At 69.2% G+C, this 16515-nt stretch carries 13 protein-coding genes; 8 read left to right on the top strand and 5 right to left on the bottom strand.

Annotated elements, in window-relative coordinates:
* Positions 1-204: 204 nt before the first annotated feature.
* Positions 205-1197: a sugar kinase gene (locus Msi02_RS41125; protein WP_204053137.1), complete on the bottom strand. Its 993-nt coding sequence runs from the start codon at positions 1195-1197 to the stop codon at positions 205-207.
* Between the two features lie 141 nt (positions 1198-1338).
* Between Msi02_RS41125 and Msi02_RS41120 the strand changes: the two genes are divergently transcribed.
* Positions 1339-3315: a right-handed parallel beta-helix repeat-containing protein gene (locus tag Msi02_RS41120; RefSeq protein WP_204053136.1), complete on the top strand. Its 1977-nt coding sequence runs from the start codon at positions 1339-1341 to the stop codon at positions 3313-3315.
* A gap of 65 nt (positions 3316-3380) precedes the next feature.
* On the opposite strand, the gene Msi02_RS41115 is transcribed toward Msi02_RS41120, so the two are convergent.
* Together Msi02_RS41115 and Msi02_RS41110 are read right to left on the bottom strand one after the other, a co-directional pair.
* Positions 3381-4136 (bottom strand): SDR family oxidoreductase, encoded by a 756-nt coding sequence (locus Msi02_RS41115; protein ID WP_204053135.1) that lies wholly within the window; start codon positions 4134-4136, stop codon positions 3381-3383.
* Positions 4133-5161: a zinc-dependent alcohol dehydrogenase gene (locus Msi02_RS41110; protein ID WP_204053134.1), complete on the bottom strand. Its 1029-nt coding sequence runs from the start codon at positions 5159-5161 to the stop codon at positions 4133-4135. The genes Msi02_RS41115 and Msi02_RS41110 overlap by 4 nt, the downstream gene beginning before the upstream one ends.
* Before the next feature lie 114 nt (positions 5162-5275).
* Here Msi02_RS41110 and Msi02_RS41105 point away from each other — a divergent pair, with 114 nt between their 5' ends.
* The 7 genes from Msi02_RS41105 to Msi02_RS41075 are packed head-to-tail and all read left to right on the top strand — an operon-like array spanning position 5276 to position 11896.
* A complete protein-coding gene (locus Msi02_RS41105) occupies positions 5276-6643 on the top strand; it encodes an ABC transporter substrate-binding protein (protein ID WP_204053133.1) in 1368 nt (455 codons plus the stop codon).
* A 1-nt stretch (position 6644) separates the two neighbouring features.
* On the top strand, positions 6645-7577 hold the full coding sequence (locus Msi02_RS41100; protein WP_193209258.1) for a carbohydrate ABC transporter permease: 933 nt from the start codon (positions 6645-6647) through the stop codon (positions 7575-7577).
* A gap of 4 nt (positions 7578-7581) precedes the next feature.
* A complete protein-coding gene (locus tag Msi02_RS41095) occupies positions 7582-8493 on the top strand; it encodes a carbohydrate ABC transporter permease (protein ID WP_204053132.1) in 912 nt (303 codons plus the stop codon).
* A gap of 28 nt (positions 8494-8521) precedes the next feature.
* A complete protein-coding gene (locus tag Msi02_RS41090; RefSeq protein ID WP_204053131.1) occupies positions 8522-9709 on the top strand; it encodes a mandelate racemase/muconate lactonizing enzyme family protein in 1188 nt (395 codons plus the stop codon).
* Positions 9706-10071, top strand: coding sequence for an L-rhamnose mutarotase (locus tag Msi02_RS41085; protein ID WP_204053130.1), 366 nt, complete (start codon positions 9706-9708; stop codon positions 10069-10071). The genes Msi02_RS41090 and Msi02_RS41085 overlap by 4 nt, the downstream gene beginning before the upstream one ends.
* A 5-nt stretch (positions 10072-10076) precedes the next feature.
* Positions 10077-10898, top strand: coding sequence for an amidohydrolase family protein (locus Msi02_RS41080; RefSeq protein ID WP_204053129.1), 822 nt, complete (start codon positions 10077-10079; stop codon positions 10896-10898).
* Positions 10895-11896, top strand: a complete 1002-nt coding sequence (locus Msi02_RS41075) for an aldo/keto reductase (RefSeq protein ID WP_204053128.1) — start codon at positions 10895-10897, stop codon at positions 11894-11896. The genes Msi02_RS41080 and Msi02_RS41075 overlap by 4 nt, the downstream gene beginning before the upstream one ends.
* Before the next feature lie 81 nt (positions 11897-11977).
* Here Msi02_RS41075 and Msi02_RS41070 read toward each other — a convergent pair whose 3' ends face one another.
* Together Msi02_RS41070 and Msi02_RS41065 are read right to left on the bottom strand one after the other, a co-directional pair.
* Entirely contained in the window at positions 11978-12772 is a 795-nt protein-coding gene (locus Msi02_RS41070; RefSeq protein ID WP_079321086.1) for a FadR/GntR family transcriptional regulator, read from the bottom strand.
* Between the two features lie 145 nt (positions 12773-12917).
* A complete protein-coding gene (locus tag Msi02_RS41065; protein WP_204053127.1) occupies positions 12918-16463 on the bottom strand; it encodes a lectin in 3546 nt (1181 codons plus the stop codon).
* Positions 16464-16515 lie beyond the last annotated feature (52 nt).

The following is a 16515-nucleotide window of genomic DNA, read 5'->3' as shown; positions in this document are numbered from 1 at the left end:
TCCTCGCCGTTCCCTGCAAGAGTATGACGACTGATCGAGACGGCCCTTGGCGAGGGGTCCGACGGCGTGCGATCAGTACGACACATCTGAACGGTTCAGGCGAGATGGCCGGCATGAGTGGGCGCGGCGGCAGGCGTCGCCGCGCAGGTCAGTGAGATATTCAGCCGGTCAGGACACCCAGAATCAACCCGCGCGTGAGCCGGTTCACCGGCGGACCTCACGCCCGGCGCCCCGGGCAAGCTCCAGCACCTCCTCGGCGCTGAAGCGGCACTGGTCTCCCTGCACGGTCATGGCCAAGGAGGCCATCGCCGTCCCCCGGCGGAGCGCGTCTTCGGGGGAACCGTCGAGCACGCCCCACAGCATGCCTGCCGCGAAGGCGTCCCCGGCGCCGATCCGATCGACTGCGACGGTGGGCAGTGCGGGGGCGGCGAAGGACTCGCCGTCCCACCGTGCGACGGCGCCGCCGGCCCCGGCCGTCACCACGACGCGGCCGACTCCCAACCTCTTCGCCAGATCGTCCGCCAGCGCCGGGGGATCGCCGGCCAGGCCGAAGAGATCGCGCGCGTCCTCGGCCCGGCAGATCAACACGTCGATGTCGGATGCCACCTCGGCGGTGAACGAGGCGGCCTCCTCCGGTGAGGACAGCGCCGCCCGATAGTTGACGTCGTAGACGACCAGAGCGCCACGGCTGCGCCCCTCCCGCGCCGTTCGCAGCACGAGCGCGTCCGACCCCGGCGCCAGAGCGGCGGTGATGCCGGTCAGGTGGATGATCCGAGCCTCGCACACGGCAGCCCAGTCGAGATGGTCGGCGTGGAGCGAGCCGAACGCGGTGCCGGCCCGGTCGTAGAGGACGCTCGTCGGGCGCGGCGGGGAGCCGATCTCGGCGAAGTAGAGTCCGAGGCGCTCGTCGGCCGTCCACCGCACGGTGTCGAGGACGACGCCGGCGCTCGCCAGTGAGTCCGCGACCCGGCGCCCGAGGACCGTGTCGGGCAGCGCCGACGTCCAGCGAGCGGACACGCCGACCGATGCCAGGGCGACGGCGACGTTCGCCTCGGCGCCGCCGACGTGCACGCGCAACTGGGCGCAGTCGCGCAGCCGTTCGCCCGTCGGGGGCGACAGCCGCAGCACGGCCTCACCCAGCGTGGAGACCTCGACGCGACGGCTGCTCGCAGGGCCTTCGCTCCGTTGCTCACTCATGCCCGGGAAATCACCCCTCTTGACTCAGGCCCGTTGCGCCGCTTTCATCATACCTATTATGTGTTACGTCACATGCACCAAGGGAGCCAGGGACAAGTGAGACAAGGCCATTTGGCATCCCTCGTGGGAAGCATCTCCCTCGTGGCCACCGGGGTCGTCGTGGCCGGCGCCACGCCGGCGCTCGCCGTGCCGCCGCATCCCGGCCGGACCACGATCGTCGTCTCGCCGAACGGCGACGATCACAATCAGGGCACGCCGGGCAAGCCGCTGCGTACGCTGCCGGCGGCGCAGGCGATGGCACGCGCGTCGGCGCGCGCGGGCAGCGCCGTGACGGTCGAGCTGAGGGACGGGACCTACCGGCTCGACAAGCCGCTGCGCTTCACCGCGGAGGACTCGGGCACCAGCGCCAAGCCGGTGACCTGGACCGCCGCTAAGGGGGCGCACCCGATCATCTCGGGCGGCGGGGCCGTGACCGGCTGGACGTCGTACGACGCCGGAAAGAACATCTTCGTCGCCTCGGTGCCCAAGGGGCAGGACAGCCGCCAGCTCTACAAGAACGACGCGGCGGTGCCGCGGGCGGCGATCAAGATCGCTCGCAGCGATGTGACGATCACCGAATCCGGCATGGAGATCAAGAATCCCGCGCTGAACTACCTCGCGACGCTGCCGGACCAGAGCCGCATCGAGGTCGAGAGCCAGGGCTCCTTCACCGATCGGTACGCCCCCGTGAAGAGCATCAGCGGCACGACGATCACCATGCAGCAGCCCGCGTGGCAGAACAACAACTGGGGCTACGACACCCTGGCACGCCCGTTCGCGGGCGGTCAGCTGCTGCTCGAGAACTCCTACGCGTTCCTGCAGGAGGGGCAGTGGTACCTCGACCCCTCCGCCGGCAAGCTGTACTACCGTGCCGCCGCCGGTGAGGACCCGAACGGCGCGTCGTTCGTGCTGCCCTCCCTCGAGTCGCTCGTGCAGATCGCGGGCAGCTACGCGGAACCGGTGCACGATCTGACCTTCTCGGGCATCCAGTTCTCGCACTCGACCTGGCTGTCCCCCGGCTCGTCGATCGGCTATGCCGACCAGCAGAACGGCGCCTTCATCGCGAAGACCGTCCCGCAGCCGGCCGACTACCTCACCAACTGCCAGTCGGGCTGCAAACTGTTCGAGGGCGCGCGCAACGGCTGGAACCAGATGCCGGCGGCGGTCCAGGTGGCCGCGGCCACCCGCGTGAAGTTCACGGACGACACCTTCGCCCACCTCGGGCAGGTGGGCCTCGGCATCGGCCTGGACGCCAACGCCAACGGAGCCGGGATCGGGCTCGGGGTCACCGAGACGACGGTCCACCACAACCTGTTCACCGACCTCGGTGGCGCGGGGGTCGTCGTGGGCGGCGTGCAGCCGGACGCCCACCACCCGAGCAATCCGGCGATGACCCTGCGCGACATCACGATCGACAACAACTTCGTGACCGACGTCGCGAAGGACTACAAGGAGATGTCGGGCATCCTGTCCACCTACGTGGACCACGCCGTGATCAGCCACAACGAGGTCTCGAACCTCGCCTACGACGGGATCGACACCGGCTGGGGCTGGGGCGCGAACGACGTGGGCGGCAGCCAGGACTACAAGAACCGGGGCCTGTACGACTTCCAGCCGATCTACACCACGCCGACGACGCTCAGGAACACCGAGGTGACCGGCAACCTGATCCACGGTGTGAAGAAGGTCTTCCACGACGGCGGGAGCCTGTACAACCTGTCGGCCAACCCCGGCGCCGTGTTCAGCGGCAACTACATCTACGACACCAGGCGCACGGTGGGTCTCTACCTGGACGAGGGATCGCGCTACGTGACGATGAAGAACAACGTGGTCCAGGACTGCGGAGTGTGGGTGTTCACGAACTCCTACGGGACGATCAACAACACCAGCGACAACGTGCTCCAGCACAACTGGTACAACTCCGGCGTCACCCAGACGCCGAACACCACCGAGCACAACAACCAGCTGATCGACAACGTCCAGGTGTCGGGCACGGCCTGGCCCGAGGACGCGCAGCGGGTGATCGAGCAGGCCGGCATCGAGCCGCACCTGCGGACCTTCCCGGGGGTCTCGCAGTAGCCGCCGGACGACGATGAGGCGGGGAAGCCGGACGGCTTCCCCGCCTCTCACGTCGTGGCGACGCGCTATCTCGCCAGCCACCCGCCGTCCACCGGGATGACCGCGCCGCAGACGTAGTCGGACGCCGCCGAGCTGAGGAAGACCGTCACTCCCGCGATGTCGTCGCCGCGGCCCCAGCGTCCGGCCGGAATCCGCTCCAGGATCGACCGCGACCGTTCGGGGTCGTCGCGGAGCGCCGCCGTGTTGTCGGTCGCGATGTAGCCGGGCGCGATGGCGTTGACGTTCACGCCACGCGGGGCCCACTCGTTGGCGAGAGCTCGGGTGAGGCCGGCGATCCCCGACTTCGCGGCGGTGTAGCCGGGCACGTTGATCCCGCCCTGGAAGCTCAGCATGCTCGCCGTGAACACGATCTTGCCGCCGCCCCGCTCCAGCATCGGACGTGCGACCAGCTGCGTGAGGGCGAACTGGCTCGACAGGTCGATCTCGATCACCCGATCCCACCATGAGAGCGGATGCTCCGCCGCGGGGGCCCGTTCGATCGTGCCCGCGTTGTTGATCAAGATGTCGGGGGCCCGTTCCGCGAGCTCGGCGCCCAGCGCCAGGACGGCGTCGCGATCCGCGAAGTCGACCGCCCGGCTCTCGAAGGACCGGCCGAGCCCGCGGATCGACTCCGCGATCTCGTCGTCGGCCCGTGACCGAGCGCTCACACCGATGATGTCCGCACCGGCGGCGGCGAGGGCCTCGGCCATGGCGCGGCCGATGCCCCGGCGGGCGCCGGTGACGACGGCGAGACGGCCGTGGAGGTCGAACAGGCCACTCATGCCCTGGCCTCCCCTGCGACGTCCACCAGGATCTTCATGGCCCGGCCCGCCGAGAGGTCGTCGAACGCGGAGGCGATCTCCTCGATCGGGACGACGCCGGAGACGAGGGACTCCGCGGGGATCAGCCCCCTGCCGAGCAGGTCGACGGCACGCTCGAAGTCCGACCGCTGGTACACCCGGGCGCCCAGCAGCCGGAGCTCGCGCCAGAACACGCGCTGCAGGTCCAGCTCGCGAGGGGCGGAGTGGATGGCCACCACGACGATCGTCCCGCGCACCTTCGCCAGCGCGGTGGCGGAGCGGGCCGCGGCTGCGGCTCCCGACACCTCGAACACCACGTCGGCGCCGACGCCGTCCGTCCAGCGCTCGACCTCGGCGACCATGTCGGCGGAGGAGGGGTCGATCACCTCGATGCCGAGCTCGGCGACGCGGCTCCTGCGCGAGGCGTCGACCTCGGCGACCATGACGTGGGCGCCCGCGTTCCGCGCCACGACGGCGATGAGCACCCCGATGGGGCCGCCCCCGAGTACGACGGCGTGGTCGCCGACCTGGAGGCCGGAGCGCCGGACGTCGTGTACCGCGACGGCGACGGGCTCGACCAGCGCCGCCGTACGCAGGTCGAGGCCGGGGGGGAGCGGTACGGCGATCGAGGCCGGGACGTTCCACCGTTGCTGGAGACCTCCGGGGGAGTCGATGCCGACGAAGACGAGGTTCTGGCAGATGTGCTGGTGACCGGCGAGGCAGGCGGGGCAGGTGCCGTCCCACACCAGCGGCATGACGGTCAGGGGGTCGCCGACCTTCCAGCCCTCCACGCCCGCGCCGATCGCCGCCACCGTGCCCGACGTCTCATGACCGAACACGAGAGGCGTCCGCACCCTGGCGTCCATGTCGCCGTGCACGATGTGGAGGTCGGTTCCGCACAGCCCGCAGTAGGCGACGGCGACCTGGATCTCGCCGGGACCGGGCGGCGCGACGTCCACGGGCACGGTCGCGAGGCGACCCCCGCCCATGTATGCAGCACCCTTCATCGGGTGTCCTCACTCTCTGCGGTGGTTGAACCGCTTGCACACGTCATACGTATGCTCTATTTTCATCACACCGCGCGAGTCGTCAATGTGGGGACAGAGACAAAAGGACATCAAATGGTGCTTAACAGGCATGTCGGATGTGCCGAGCGGCGGATGCGCATGATGGGCGGGGTGGGTGCTCTCGCCATCGTCCTCACGCTGGCCGGCTGCGGCGGCAATGGCGGTTCTTCGGTCGGCTCCTACGGCTTTCCGCAGGTGACGCAGGACGACAAGGCCGCGATCACGGTGTGGGTGGACGCCGACCGCTCGGGCGCGGCCGACGCCTTCAAGAAGGCCAACCCCGACGTGAAGGTCAACGTCGTCACGTATGACGGCTCCGCGAACGGCTCGAACTCGTTCCGCACGAAGGTGCAGCTGTTCGACCGAGCGGGCAGCGGCTGGCCCGATGTGGTGTTCTCGACGCAGAACAACGACGCGGCGTGGGCGAGCCAGAAGAGCAACGGCAAGCAGGCGTTCGCGGCCGTGCTCAACAGCGGGCTCGTTCCGAAGAGCACGCTCGACGGCTTCACGCAGGGTGCGCTGGCGCCGTGCACGGTCGAGGGCAAGGTCTACTGCCTCCGCAACGACCTGGCGCAGGTGGCGCTCTGGTACAACAAGGACCTGCTCGACAAGTTCGGCTACAGCCTCCCCACCACCTGGGAGGAGTACCAGGCGCTCGGCGAGAAGGTGGCCAAGGAGCACCCCGGCTACATCGTCGGCGCCGTCGGAGACTCCTTCGCCCCGGAGATCTACTTCTGGAGCGGCAAGTGCCAGGCGAACGGCATCACCGGTCCCACGTCGGTCACGGTCAACACCGAGAGCACGGAGTGCAAGCGCGTCGCGTCGATGCTCGACGTTCTGATCAAGAACGGCACCGTCCCCAACCTGAGCGTCTTCACTCCGGAGTTCGTGAAGAAGTACACCGGCAAGGTGCTCCTGATGCCGGGCCCGGCCTGGTACGCGGGCGCCATCTTCAACAACCCGCAGTCGCTCAACGTCCCCGCGGGCCGGCTCGGCGTCGCGGCACCGCTGGCCTGGCAGGGTGACAGCCCCGCGACGGGCAACGTCGGGGGCGGCACCTGGTTCGTCAGCAGCCACTCGAAGAACCTCAAGGCGGCCGAGAAGTTCGTCGAGTTCGTCACGACGGCCGACGACTACCAGGTGAACCTGGCTCCCGGATACCCGGCCTACGCGTCGGCCGCGGAGAAGTGGGTCAAGAAGCAGGAGTCGAGCGGCTACTACGCCACCGACCTCCAGGCGTTGATCAAGGCGGGGTCGCAGATCTGGACCGGGTGGGGCTCCGGGGTCTTCAGCCAGGAGGCGATCTGGGCCAAGACGATCACCCCTGCGATCGCCGACGGCAAGAACCTGGTCGATCTCCTTCCCGAGTGGGGGACCGCGATCAAGAACCAGGCCCAGGTCAACGGCTACACGGTCAAGTGACATGACGGTTACCGATGAGGCCGCCCGGTCTGCGGTGATCCCGCCCGGGCGGCCGGCCGGCCGGAGCGACGGTGGCGAGCGGAGCGCGATGAGCTACGCCTTCATCGCCCTGTACGCGGTGCTGACGGTCGCGTTCGGCATCCTTCCGGCCCTCTACTCCCTCTACCTCGCGTTCACCGACGGCGACGGCGGCTTCGCGGGCATCGCCAACTTCACCAAGGTCATGAGCGACTTCCGCTTCCTGCCCGCCGTCGGGCACGTCGCGCTCTACCTGGTGATCTGGCTGGTGGCCCTGGTGGTACTGGTCTCCTTCCTGGCCATCGTGGTCCACGCGGTCCGCGTGCGCTGGCTCAGCCGGACGCTCCGGTTCGTCTTCTACCTGCCGGGCGCCCTCGCGGGCGCGTCGAGCGTGCTGCTGTGGCTGTTCGTGCTCGACCCGACCGCCAGCCCGGTCGGCGGCCTGCTGCGTCTGATGGGTTTCTCCAGTTTCGTGCAGGTCATCGTGCCGGCGAACCTGCCCCCGGTCTTCGCCGTCATCGCGTTCTGGACCGGCGCGGGCGGCTGGATCGTCATCATGTACGGCGCGCTCAACAACATCAGCGCCGACGTGATCGAGGCCGCGCGCATCGACGGCGCCGGCACGGTGCAGATCGCCTGGCACATCCAGCTGCCGATGCTGCGCAAGTGGATCTCGTACATGGGCATCATGTCGCTCGCCGCCGGCACGCAGCTGTTCGTCGAGCCGCAACTGCTCTCGCAGGCGAGCAACGCGATCGTGCCCAACGACTACTCGCTGAACCAGCTCGCGTACCAGTACGCGTTCCAGCAGAACGATTTCAACGGAGCGGCGGCCATCTCCCTGCTGCTGCTCGTCGTCGCCCTCGCGCTGTCGGCCGTCTTCGTGACGCGCGGCGGCCTGTTCGAGAGGGGCTGAGCTCATGACGACAGTGGACGCCGGCCGCGCAGTGGCGCGACGGAAAAGCGTCAGCGGCTGGAGCGGCCGGACGATCGTCGCGGTCGTGGTCGCGATCTTCGTGCTGTTCTTCGTCATCCCGATCGTCTGGCTGCTGCTGGCGACGACGAAGTCGGCGCACGGGCTCATCGTCGAGAACCCGTTCCGGCCCGGCGCCATCGGAGACCTGGCCGCCAACTGGGAGCAGCTGTTCGGCTTCCAGGACGGCGCGGTGACCGCGTGGGTGGGCAACTCGGCGCTGTACGCCCTGGGTGCGCTCGTCATCACGCTCGTCGCGAGCATCCCGGCGGGTTACGCGATGGCTTTGACCGAGTTCCGCTTCCGGCGGCTGCTCCTGGTGCTGACGCTGATCGTCATGCTGATCCCGAACACCGCGCTGGTGCTGCCGATCTTCCTCGAGCTGAACGTGGTTGGGTTGATCGGCAGCCCGCTGTCGGTGATCCTGCCGATGTCGTTCTTCCCCTTCGGCGTGTACCTCACCTACATCTACTTCTCCACCAGCGTCCCGCGTGACCTGCTCGCGGCGGCGCGCCTGGACGGATGCGGCGAGTTCCAGGTGTTCACGAGGGTCGCGCTGCCACTGGCCGCGCCGATCGTCGCCCTGGTCGCGTTCTTCAGCTTCGTCCAGAACTGGAACAACTTCTTCCTGCCCTTCGTGATGCTGCCGTCGAGCGAGGGCTACCCCATCCAGGTCGGCCTGACCTCCCTGCTCGCCTCGACCCCGGCGTTCAACCCGAGCTCTGCCGGCACCCAGTCCGTGCAGTTGCCCACGCTCGCGCTCGCGACCGTCATCTCGGTGCTGCCGGTGCTGATCGTCTTCCTTTTCGCACAGCGCTTCCTGGTCGCGGGCATGACGGCCGGGGGCACCAAGGAGTGAGTCGAATTCCTGTCACAAAGGAGCAATCGTGAAGGTCACCGGCTATCGCAGCCTGACCACTGCGCACGACTGGGGCCGGCCGATCGGCGACGCCAACGGCGTCATGCCCGAGCCGCGCACGGATGTGCACGTGCTGATCCTCGAGACCGACAGCGGCGTCGAGGGTGTCGGGCTCGGAGCGCACGGCGACATCGACCGCGTCTTCGGCGCCGTCGAGGGCGAGGACCCGCGGGCCGTCTCCGCGCTCTATGACCGGATGATCGACCGGGTCTTCAAGACGGGCCACTCCGGCGCGACGTTCGGCGCGATCGGCGCGATCGACATGGCGCTCTGGGATCTCAAGGCGAAGGCGGCCGGCGAGCCGCTCTGGCGCACTCTCGGCGGACGCGACCGGTTCGTTCCGGGCTACGCCTCCGGGCTGGACATCGCACTCGACGACGACGCCCTCGTACGCCTCTACGAGCGCTTCGCGGACCGGGGCTTCAGCGCCGCCAAGCTCAAGGGCGGCCGGAGCCTCGAGCACGATCTGCGCCGGCTGAAGGCGCTGCGGGAGGTCCTCGGACGCAACTCGGCCCAGCCCGCCCTCATGTTCGACGCCAACGAGTCGTGGAACCGCTCGCAGGCCGTGCGATACATCGCGGCCCTGGAGCGGTCGGTGGACCTCACCTGGGTCGAGGAGCCGGTGCGGAGATGGGACGCGGCCGGGCTCGCCGCGGTCCGGCGGGGCATCCGCGCCGGCGTGGCGACCGGAGAGAACCTCACCGGCCTCGATCAGTACCGGCCGCTCCTGGACGCCGACGCCGTCGACATCGTCCAGGTGGGCAACGTGTGGGGCATCACGCACTTCCTGCGGGTGGCCGCGGTGGCGCACAGCCGGGACCTGCCCGTGAGCCCGGTGGCCTACCACGCCAACCCGGTCGCGCACGCCGCCACGGCGGTGCCGAACCACCTGGCCTTCGAGGTCCAGGACCTGTCGGCGCCCATCGGACTCGACGTCGACCAGGAGTTCGAGGACGGCGGGATCGTCCTCGGCGACGAGCCGGGCCTGGGCATCCGGGTGGACGAGGATCACATCAACGCCGTGCGAGCCGCCGATCCGCCGGCCGCGATCGCGGGGCCGCATGTCCGCCCCACGCGAGCGGGCCTGCGCCTCGTCCCGGATTCCCACTGGGACGACCGCATCGGCGCGCCCGCGGGAGAGCGGGTGGGGTCATGAGCGAGCGAATGGACAAGTACACCGAGCGGCGCCGCGTCGAGCGTCACGCCCTCGTCGTCGGCGTCCGGCCCGAGCGCAGGGAGGAGTACCTCGAACTGCATCGCAACGTCTGGCCGCAGGTCGAGCAGACCTTGCGCGACGCCAACGTCACGAACTACTCGATCTTCATCGTCGGCGACACCCTGTTCGCCTACTACGAGTATGTCGGCGAGGATCACGCGGCCGACATGGCCCGCATCGCAGAGGACCCGGTGACGCGCGAGTGGTGGACGCGCACCGACCCCTGCCAGGTGCGGATCGTCGAAGAAAGAGATCCCGGAGCGCTGTGGCAGCCGCTCGACGAGATCTGGCACCTGTCGTGACCGGCGTGATCGACGCACACGTCCATCTCTGGAACCGGGCCACCGACCCCCAGCCGTGGATCGACCCCACGACGATGGCGGCCATCGATCGCGACTTCACGCCCGGCGACCTCGAGCGGATGCTCGATTCGGCGGGCGTGGACGCCGCGGTCGTCGTGCAGGCGAGCAACAGCGCCGCCGAGACGCGGCGGCTGCTGGCGCACCCGAGCCCGCGCATCGCCGGTGTGGTCGGCTGGACCGACCTCACCGCCGACGTCGCGGCGCAACTCGACGGGCTCGATCCCGCGGCGCGCCGGAGGCTGGTGGGAATCCGGCACCTGGTCCACATCGACCCCGACCCCGACTGGCTCGCGCGACCCGACGTGGGAAGGGCGCTTGAGCAGCTGGGCGCACGCGACCTCGGCTTCGACCTGGTCGTTCGATGGTGGCAGCTGCCGCTGGCCGCGACCGTCGTGGCCGCGCACCCCGGTGTCCGCTTCGTCGTGGACCACCTCGGCGGGATCGCCGAGTCGGACGACGAGGCCGGCTGGGAGGCCGGCCTGCGCGAGCTCGCCGGCCGGCCGAACACCTTCGCGAAGATCTCCGGGCTGGCCGGACTCGTGAACGGCGGCGACGGAGCCCGCCTCCGCCGCGTGGTCGACGTGGCGCTCGACGCGTTCGGCCCGGAGCGGCTCATGTACGGGTCCGACTGGCCGCTGGCCGAGCTGGGGGCCGGTGCGGTCGCGTGGCGGCGCGCGGTGGACGAGCTCATCGGCGAGCTGAGCCCGGCGGAGCGGCAGTCGATCATGTCTGGCGCCGCGTCGGTCCTCTACGGGCTGGGCGGATGACGGCCTCGATCGCGGATCTGCTGAACCGAGGCCGGTCGGGGCGCGGCGTCATCGGGCTCGGCGGATCACCGCTCGGCAACTTCGCCCGGTCTGTGAGCGACGACGAGGCCGCCCGGACCGTCCGCCGGGCGTGGGATCGCGGTATCCGCTACTTCGACACGGCGCCGCACTATGGTCTCGGGCTCTCCGAACGCCGCATCGGAGCCGAATTGCGCCGCCGCCCTCGCGACGAGTTCGTGCTTTCCACCAAGGTCGGTCGCCTGATCGTGCCCAATCCCCGGCCTCGGGAATGGGATGACGACGGGTTCGCCGTTCCCGGCGACCTCACGCGGCGGTGGGACTTCTCGGCGACGGGTGTCGAACGCTCGCTCCGGGAGAGCCTGACGCGTCTCGGACTCGAGTCGGTCGACATCCTGTACCTGCACGATCCCGACCAGGCGTGGAAGAGCGCGGCGCGGGAGGGGCTCGCGTCGCTGGCGCGGCTGAAGGCCGCCGGCGTCGTGAAGGCCATCGGCGTCGGGACCAACTCCACCGCCGGGCTCGCCGCGATCATCGAGGAGGGGCTCGTCGATGTGATCATGCTGGCCAACCGCTATTCGCTGCTCGACCACAGCGCACTCGACTCGGTGCTCACACCGGCCCGTCGCTTCGGTGTCGCCGTGGTCGCCGTCGGTGTCTTCGCCACCGGCCTGCTCTCCACCGCCCGGCCCGCACCCGGCTCGACGTACGAGTACCGTGCCCCCGGCGCCGACGCGCTCGGGCGCGCGGAGCGCATCGCGTCTGTCTGCGCAGATCACGGTGTCGAACTGCCCGCCGCCGCGCTGGCCTTTCCGCTGCTGCACCCCGCGGTCTCCGCGATCGCCGTCGGCATGCGCTCACCGCGAGAGGTGGACGAGAACCTCCGGCGGTTCGAGACCGACATCCCCGAGGGGCTCTGGCACGACCTGATCGCCGAAGGACTGATCCCGGCCGAGGCCGTGCCGACGCGCGAACCCTGATGCACTGGCCCCTGCAAGCACCCGCGGGTGGCGGGTGAGGTTCCCCCCGCCACGGTGGCGCCGGCCGCGGCGGGGGCCCTCTCAGGAGCCGGCTTCCTGGCCCATCGCTCCGTGTACGCGGGGGCGGCGCCTGGCCCATGAGCCCACTATGTGGACGCGCATCGCGGCCGCGGCGCCCTGGGAGTCGCCCTGAAGGATCATGGACTCGATCTGCCGGTGCTCGGCGAGCGACTGGAGGAGTTCCTCCCTGTTCGGGTCGCCGTTGTACTGACTCGACAGCCGTGCCTTGGCATGGATGCCATGAATGATCGCATGACCGAGGCGATTGCCGGAGGCAAGCATGATCATTTCGTGGAAGGCGACGTCCTCCCTGCCGTAGCGCTCCGGGTCGTGCAGGGTCTCCGCGAGGACGTTCGCCTGCCTTTTCAGCGCCTCGGCCTGAGCCGGTGTGATCACGCGCGCGCACTGCGCCGCCATGTCGCATTCGAGCGCCACCCGGACGTTGACGAGGTCGTCGAGGATGGACAGGTCGCTGTCGTGCCGGATCTGCGCCTCGAGGACGAGGGGGTCCAGCAGGTTCCAGCCGATGGGCTCCAGGACCCGGGTCCCCCGGCCCGGAGTGGCCTTGACCAGGCCCTTCGCCTCCAGAAGCTTGATCGACTCGCGCACCACCGTACGGGAGACGCCGAACTCCTGGCACAACTCGGGCTCTGTCGGGAGCACGCTGTCCACGGGGTAGGCCCCCGACACGATACGGTCGACGAGATACGTGACCACGGTGTCGCCCAGGCGGCGGGGCCGTCGGTGTGCGGGCGGCTCCAGTGGGCCGCGGGAGGCGCTCGCGGTCAGGCCGGGTTGAGAGAACGCGGCAGTCACTGGGCCTCCAGGAGGATCATCACAGGTGAGAGTATAACTCCTCTGCTCATATGTAATTCATATGATGAATTTGCGTGTCGCTGACAAGGGGAGAGCCGGCCCGCCGAGGGCGGACCGGCTCCGGATTTCGGGCGTCAGATCGGTGTCAGACGCGGGTCCACTTCTGGTTGTTCTGGCCGTTGCACGTCCAGATCAGCACCTTGGTGCCGTTGGCGGTGCCGCCGCCGTTGACGTCCAGGCATTTGTTCGCGCCGACGGCGGTGATGGTGCCGTCGGTGTTGAGGCGCCACTTCTGGTTGTTCTGGCCGTTGCAGTCCCAGATGATCACGCTGGCGCCGTCGGCCGTGCTCCCGCCGTTGACGTCGAGGCACTTGTTGCCGTAGACGCGCAGTTCACCGGCGCTGGTGGAGGTCCACTGCTGGTTGGCCTGGCCGTTGCAGTCCCAGATCTGCGCCTGCGCGCCGTTGGCCTGCGAGGCGCCGTTGACGTCCAGGCACCGCCCGGAGCCCACACCCTTGAGTGCGCTGGTGCTGCCCGACGGCGACGACGGGGACGGCGACGGGGACGGGGACGGGGATGTGGACGGCGAGGGGGAGGGCGAGGGGGACCCGCCTGCCTGTCCGACCCCCTTGCCGACGAAGGTGAACGAGTCGACGTCGAACGCGTTCGCCGAGGGCGCCTTGAACACGACGTAGAGATTGCGGGTGCCACCGGGGTCGGTGACCCGCACCGCCGGAAGGGACACGTAGGTGTTCCATCCCCCGGTCGCCGGAACGGCGCTGGAGGCGATGAGCGTCCCGGTCGGCGAGTCGGCGTGCAGTTCGATGGACGCCCCGGTGCTGGACGGCGCCGAGACACGGAAGGACACCGAGTCGATTCCGGACAGGTTGATCGGCGTGAAGGAGATCCAGTCGTTGTTGGAGATGTCGCCGACGCGCCTGCCGCCCTCGGCCCCGGGCTCGTCGACGACCCGGATGCCGGACGAGCCGGTGAAGTGCTCGGCCTGCTTGTGCTTGGGCTGCAGGGTGATGCCGGCGCTGCCCTTCAGACCGCCCTTGTCGGTGTAGTCCGCGCCCAGGACGTAGTAGACGTTGGAGGCCTCGTCATGGCCGGAGGCCGTGGTCGCGACCGTCCCGGAGCAACCGGTGTACTGGCCGGTGTCGTGCGCGTGCTGGTCGTGGCCGAGCGCGGTGAACACATTGACCTTGGTGCAGTCGACGGTGCCGTCCTCGGGGTCGGTGACGTTCACCGTGTAGGACACCCGGTCGCCGAAGTCGATGAACCCGCCGTCCGGCGGAGCCGAGAAGACGACCTTGGGACGGGTGTTGCCGACGACGATGGGCAGCGTGACACTGCCCGTCTTCCCGCTCGCATCCCGTACGGTCAGCCTGGCGTTGTAGGTGCCGTTGGCGTTGTAGGTGTGGGACGGGTTGGCGCTGGTGGAGGTCCCGCCGTCGCCGAAGTCCCAGCTGTAGGTGATCGCGTCGCCGTCGGGGTCGGACGAGCCGGCCGAGGAGAACGCCACCGTCAGCGGCGCGTTGCCCGAGTCGGGGTCGGCGCTCGCCTTGGCGACGGGAGCGCGGTTCCCGACCACGTAGTCGATCCGGTAGATGCTGTCATCGGTGTTCTCGTGGCCGAAGCCGTTGCCCCAGTCGGCCATGTACAGGGCGCCGTCAGGGCCGAACTTCATGTCGATCGGCGCGTGCGGGGCGATGTTCGCCACGAACGGGTTGATCTTCAGGAGGTTGCCCGAGGAGTCGAGGCGCATCTCCTTGACGAAGTTGCGGCTCCATTCGTACAAGAACGTCGCGCCGTCGAAGTACTCCGGGAACTTGCGGTCAGAGGCGCTGGCCGCGTCGTAGCGGTAGAACGGGCCACCCATCGGGGCCGCGCCGCCGCAGCAGTTGATTTCGGGGAACTCGGCCGAGGCGTGGTAGTTGTACCACACGGTCGCGGGCTTGGCCGCCGGCAGGTTGGTCAGGCCGGTGTTGTTGGGCGAGTCGTTGACCGGCGCCGAGCAGTTGAACTTCGCCCCCGAGGTGTTGGTGGCGAAGTTGAAGTCGTTGAACGGCGTGTTGTTGCCGGTGCAGTACGGCCAGCCGTAGAACCCGGGCTGCTTGATCAGGTTCCACTCGACCGTGCCCTCGGGGCCGCGGTTGGGGTTGGCGCTGCCCGCGTCCGGCCCGTAGTCGCCCACGGAGATCCAGCCGGTGACCTTGTCGACCGAGAAGCGGAACGCGTTGCGGAAGCCCATGGCGTAGATCTCGGGCCGCGTCTTGGCCGTGCCCGGCGCGAACAGGTTGCCGGACGGGATCGTGTAGGTGCCGTCGGGCTCGGGGTGGATGCGCAGGATCTTGCCGCGCAGGTCGTTGGTGTTGGCCGCGGACCGCTGGGCGTCGTAGTGCTCCCGGCCCGGCCGCTCATCGATCGGGGCGTAGCCGCTGGAGGCGTTGGGGTTCGTGTCGTCGCCCGGGGCGATGTAGAGGTTGCCGCCCGGGCCGAACGCGATGTAGCCGCCGGTGTGGCCCGGCTCGTCGACGTTGCGGAACGCCGGAACCTCGATGATCTTCTTCTCGCTGCTCAGGTCGAGGCTGGTGCCGTTGAAGGTGAACCGGGAGACCCTGTTCACCTCGCCGCCGTTCAACGGCGAGTAGTTGATGTAGATCCAGCCGTTGTTGGCGAAGTTCGGGTCGAGCGCGATCCCGATGCCGCCGTCCTCGCCGCCGTCGTACACGGACAGGGTGCCGATGACGCGCGTGCTGCCGCCGCCCGCGGGGATCAGGTTGACCTTGCCGGAGCGCGAGATGTAGAAGACCCTGCCGTCGGCGGCCACGTCCAGCTCCATCGGCTGGTCCGGCGCGCCGTCGAGGGTCACCTTCTGGAAGCGGGCCGAGATCGTGCCGCCGCAGTCGCCCGGCTCCGCGCCCGCCGCCCACTTCACCGCGCCCAGCAGGTGCTGCTTGAACAGCGGTTCGGAGTAGGAGGACGCGTTGTGGCCCATCGCGGTGGCCCACACCCGGCCGCCCTCCGGGTTGTGGCACCAGGAGATCGGGTGGTCGGCGCCCATCTTGTTCGCGCCCGCGTCGTAGGTCGTCTCGTCCGCGGTCACCAGCACGTGCACCGAGCCGCGCATGTTCTTGTCGAAGTTGTACCACTCCTCGGTACGGGTCCACCGGTCCGGCAGGCCCTTGGTCGAGGGGTGGACCTTGTCGGCGACCTTGGCGGTGCCCTGCACGATCGACGAGTGCTGCGTCATGTGCGCGCCGGCCAGCACGGTCTGGTCCCACCAGGGGAACTGCGACTCGATGTTCATGTCGACGGCGTTGTGGATCGCCACGACGCCGCGGCCGCTGCGCACGTAGGCCTGCATGGCCTGACGCTGCGCGTCGGTGTCCCACACCATGCCCGACGTCTGGAGCATGATCACCGCGTCGTAGTTGTTGAGGTTCGACGTGGTGAAGACGGAGGAGTCCTCGCTCCGATCGAGCTGGAAGTTGTTGTCGGCCGCCAGCTGCTGGAACATCGCGATACCGGCGGGGATGGAATCGTGCCGGTAGGCGCCGCTCGCGGTCTTGCTGAACAGCAGCACCTTGAACTGCGGAGCGGCCGCGTGCGCGACCAGCGGCACCGCGGACAGCAAGAGCCCTAACAAGGCCGCGGCCAGGGCGGGGAGCAGGCGTGATCTTCGCATGAGAATTCTCCTGGGGGGGTTTACCGGGTAACGGTCGGAGCCGAAGAGCGCG

Source organism: Microbispora siamensis (genome assembly GCF_016863095.1).
GTDB lineage: Bacteria > Actinomycetota > Actinomycetes > Streptosporangiales > Streptosporangiaceae > Microbispora > Microbispora siamensis.
Note: the sequence above shows the minus strand (reverse complement) of the source record. Positions and strands in the feature narration are given on the sequence as shown.

Coding starts and splice junctions, on each gene's coding strand:
- Msi02_RS41105 (WP_204053133.1), top strand. CDS start 5,276: ATGGTGCTTAACAGGCATGTCGGATGTGCCGAGCGGCGGATGCGCATG.
- Msi02_RS41110 (WP_204053134.1), bottom strand. CDS start 5,161: ATGAAGGGTGCTGCATACATGGGCGGGGGTCGCCTCGCGACCGTGCCC.
- Msi02_RS41085 (WP_204053130.1), top strand. CDS start 9,706: ATGAGCGAGCGAATGGACAAGTACACCGAGCGGCGCCGCGTCGAGCGT.
- Msi02_RS41125 (WP_204053137.1), bottom strand. CDS start 1,197: ATGAGTGAGCAACGGAGCGAAGGCCCTGCGAGCAGCCGTCGCGTCGAG.
- Msi02_RS41095 (WP_204053132.1), top strand. CDS start 7,582: ATGACGACAGTGGACGCCGGCCGCGCAGTGGCGCGACGGAAAAGCGTC.
- Msi02_RS41065 (WP_204053127.1), bottom strand. CDS start 16,463: ATGCGAAGATCACGCCTGCTCCCCGCCCTGGCCGCGGCCTTGTTAGGG.
- Msi02_RS41075 (WP_204053128.1), top strand. CDS start 10,895: ATGACGGCCTCGATCGCGGATCTGCTGAACCGAGGCCGGTCGGGGCGC.
- Msi02_RS41100 (WP_193209258.1), top strand. CDS start 6,645: ATGACGGTTACCGATGAGGCCGCCCGGTCTGCGGTGATCCCGCCCGGG.
- Msi02_RS41115 (WP_204053135.1), bottom strand. CDS start 4,136: ATGAGTGGCCTGTTCGACCTCCACGGCCGTCTCGCCGTCGTCACCGGC.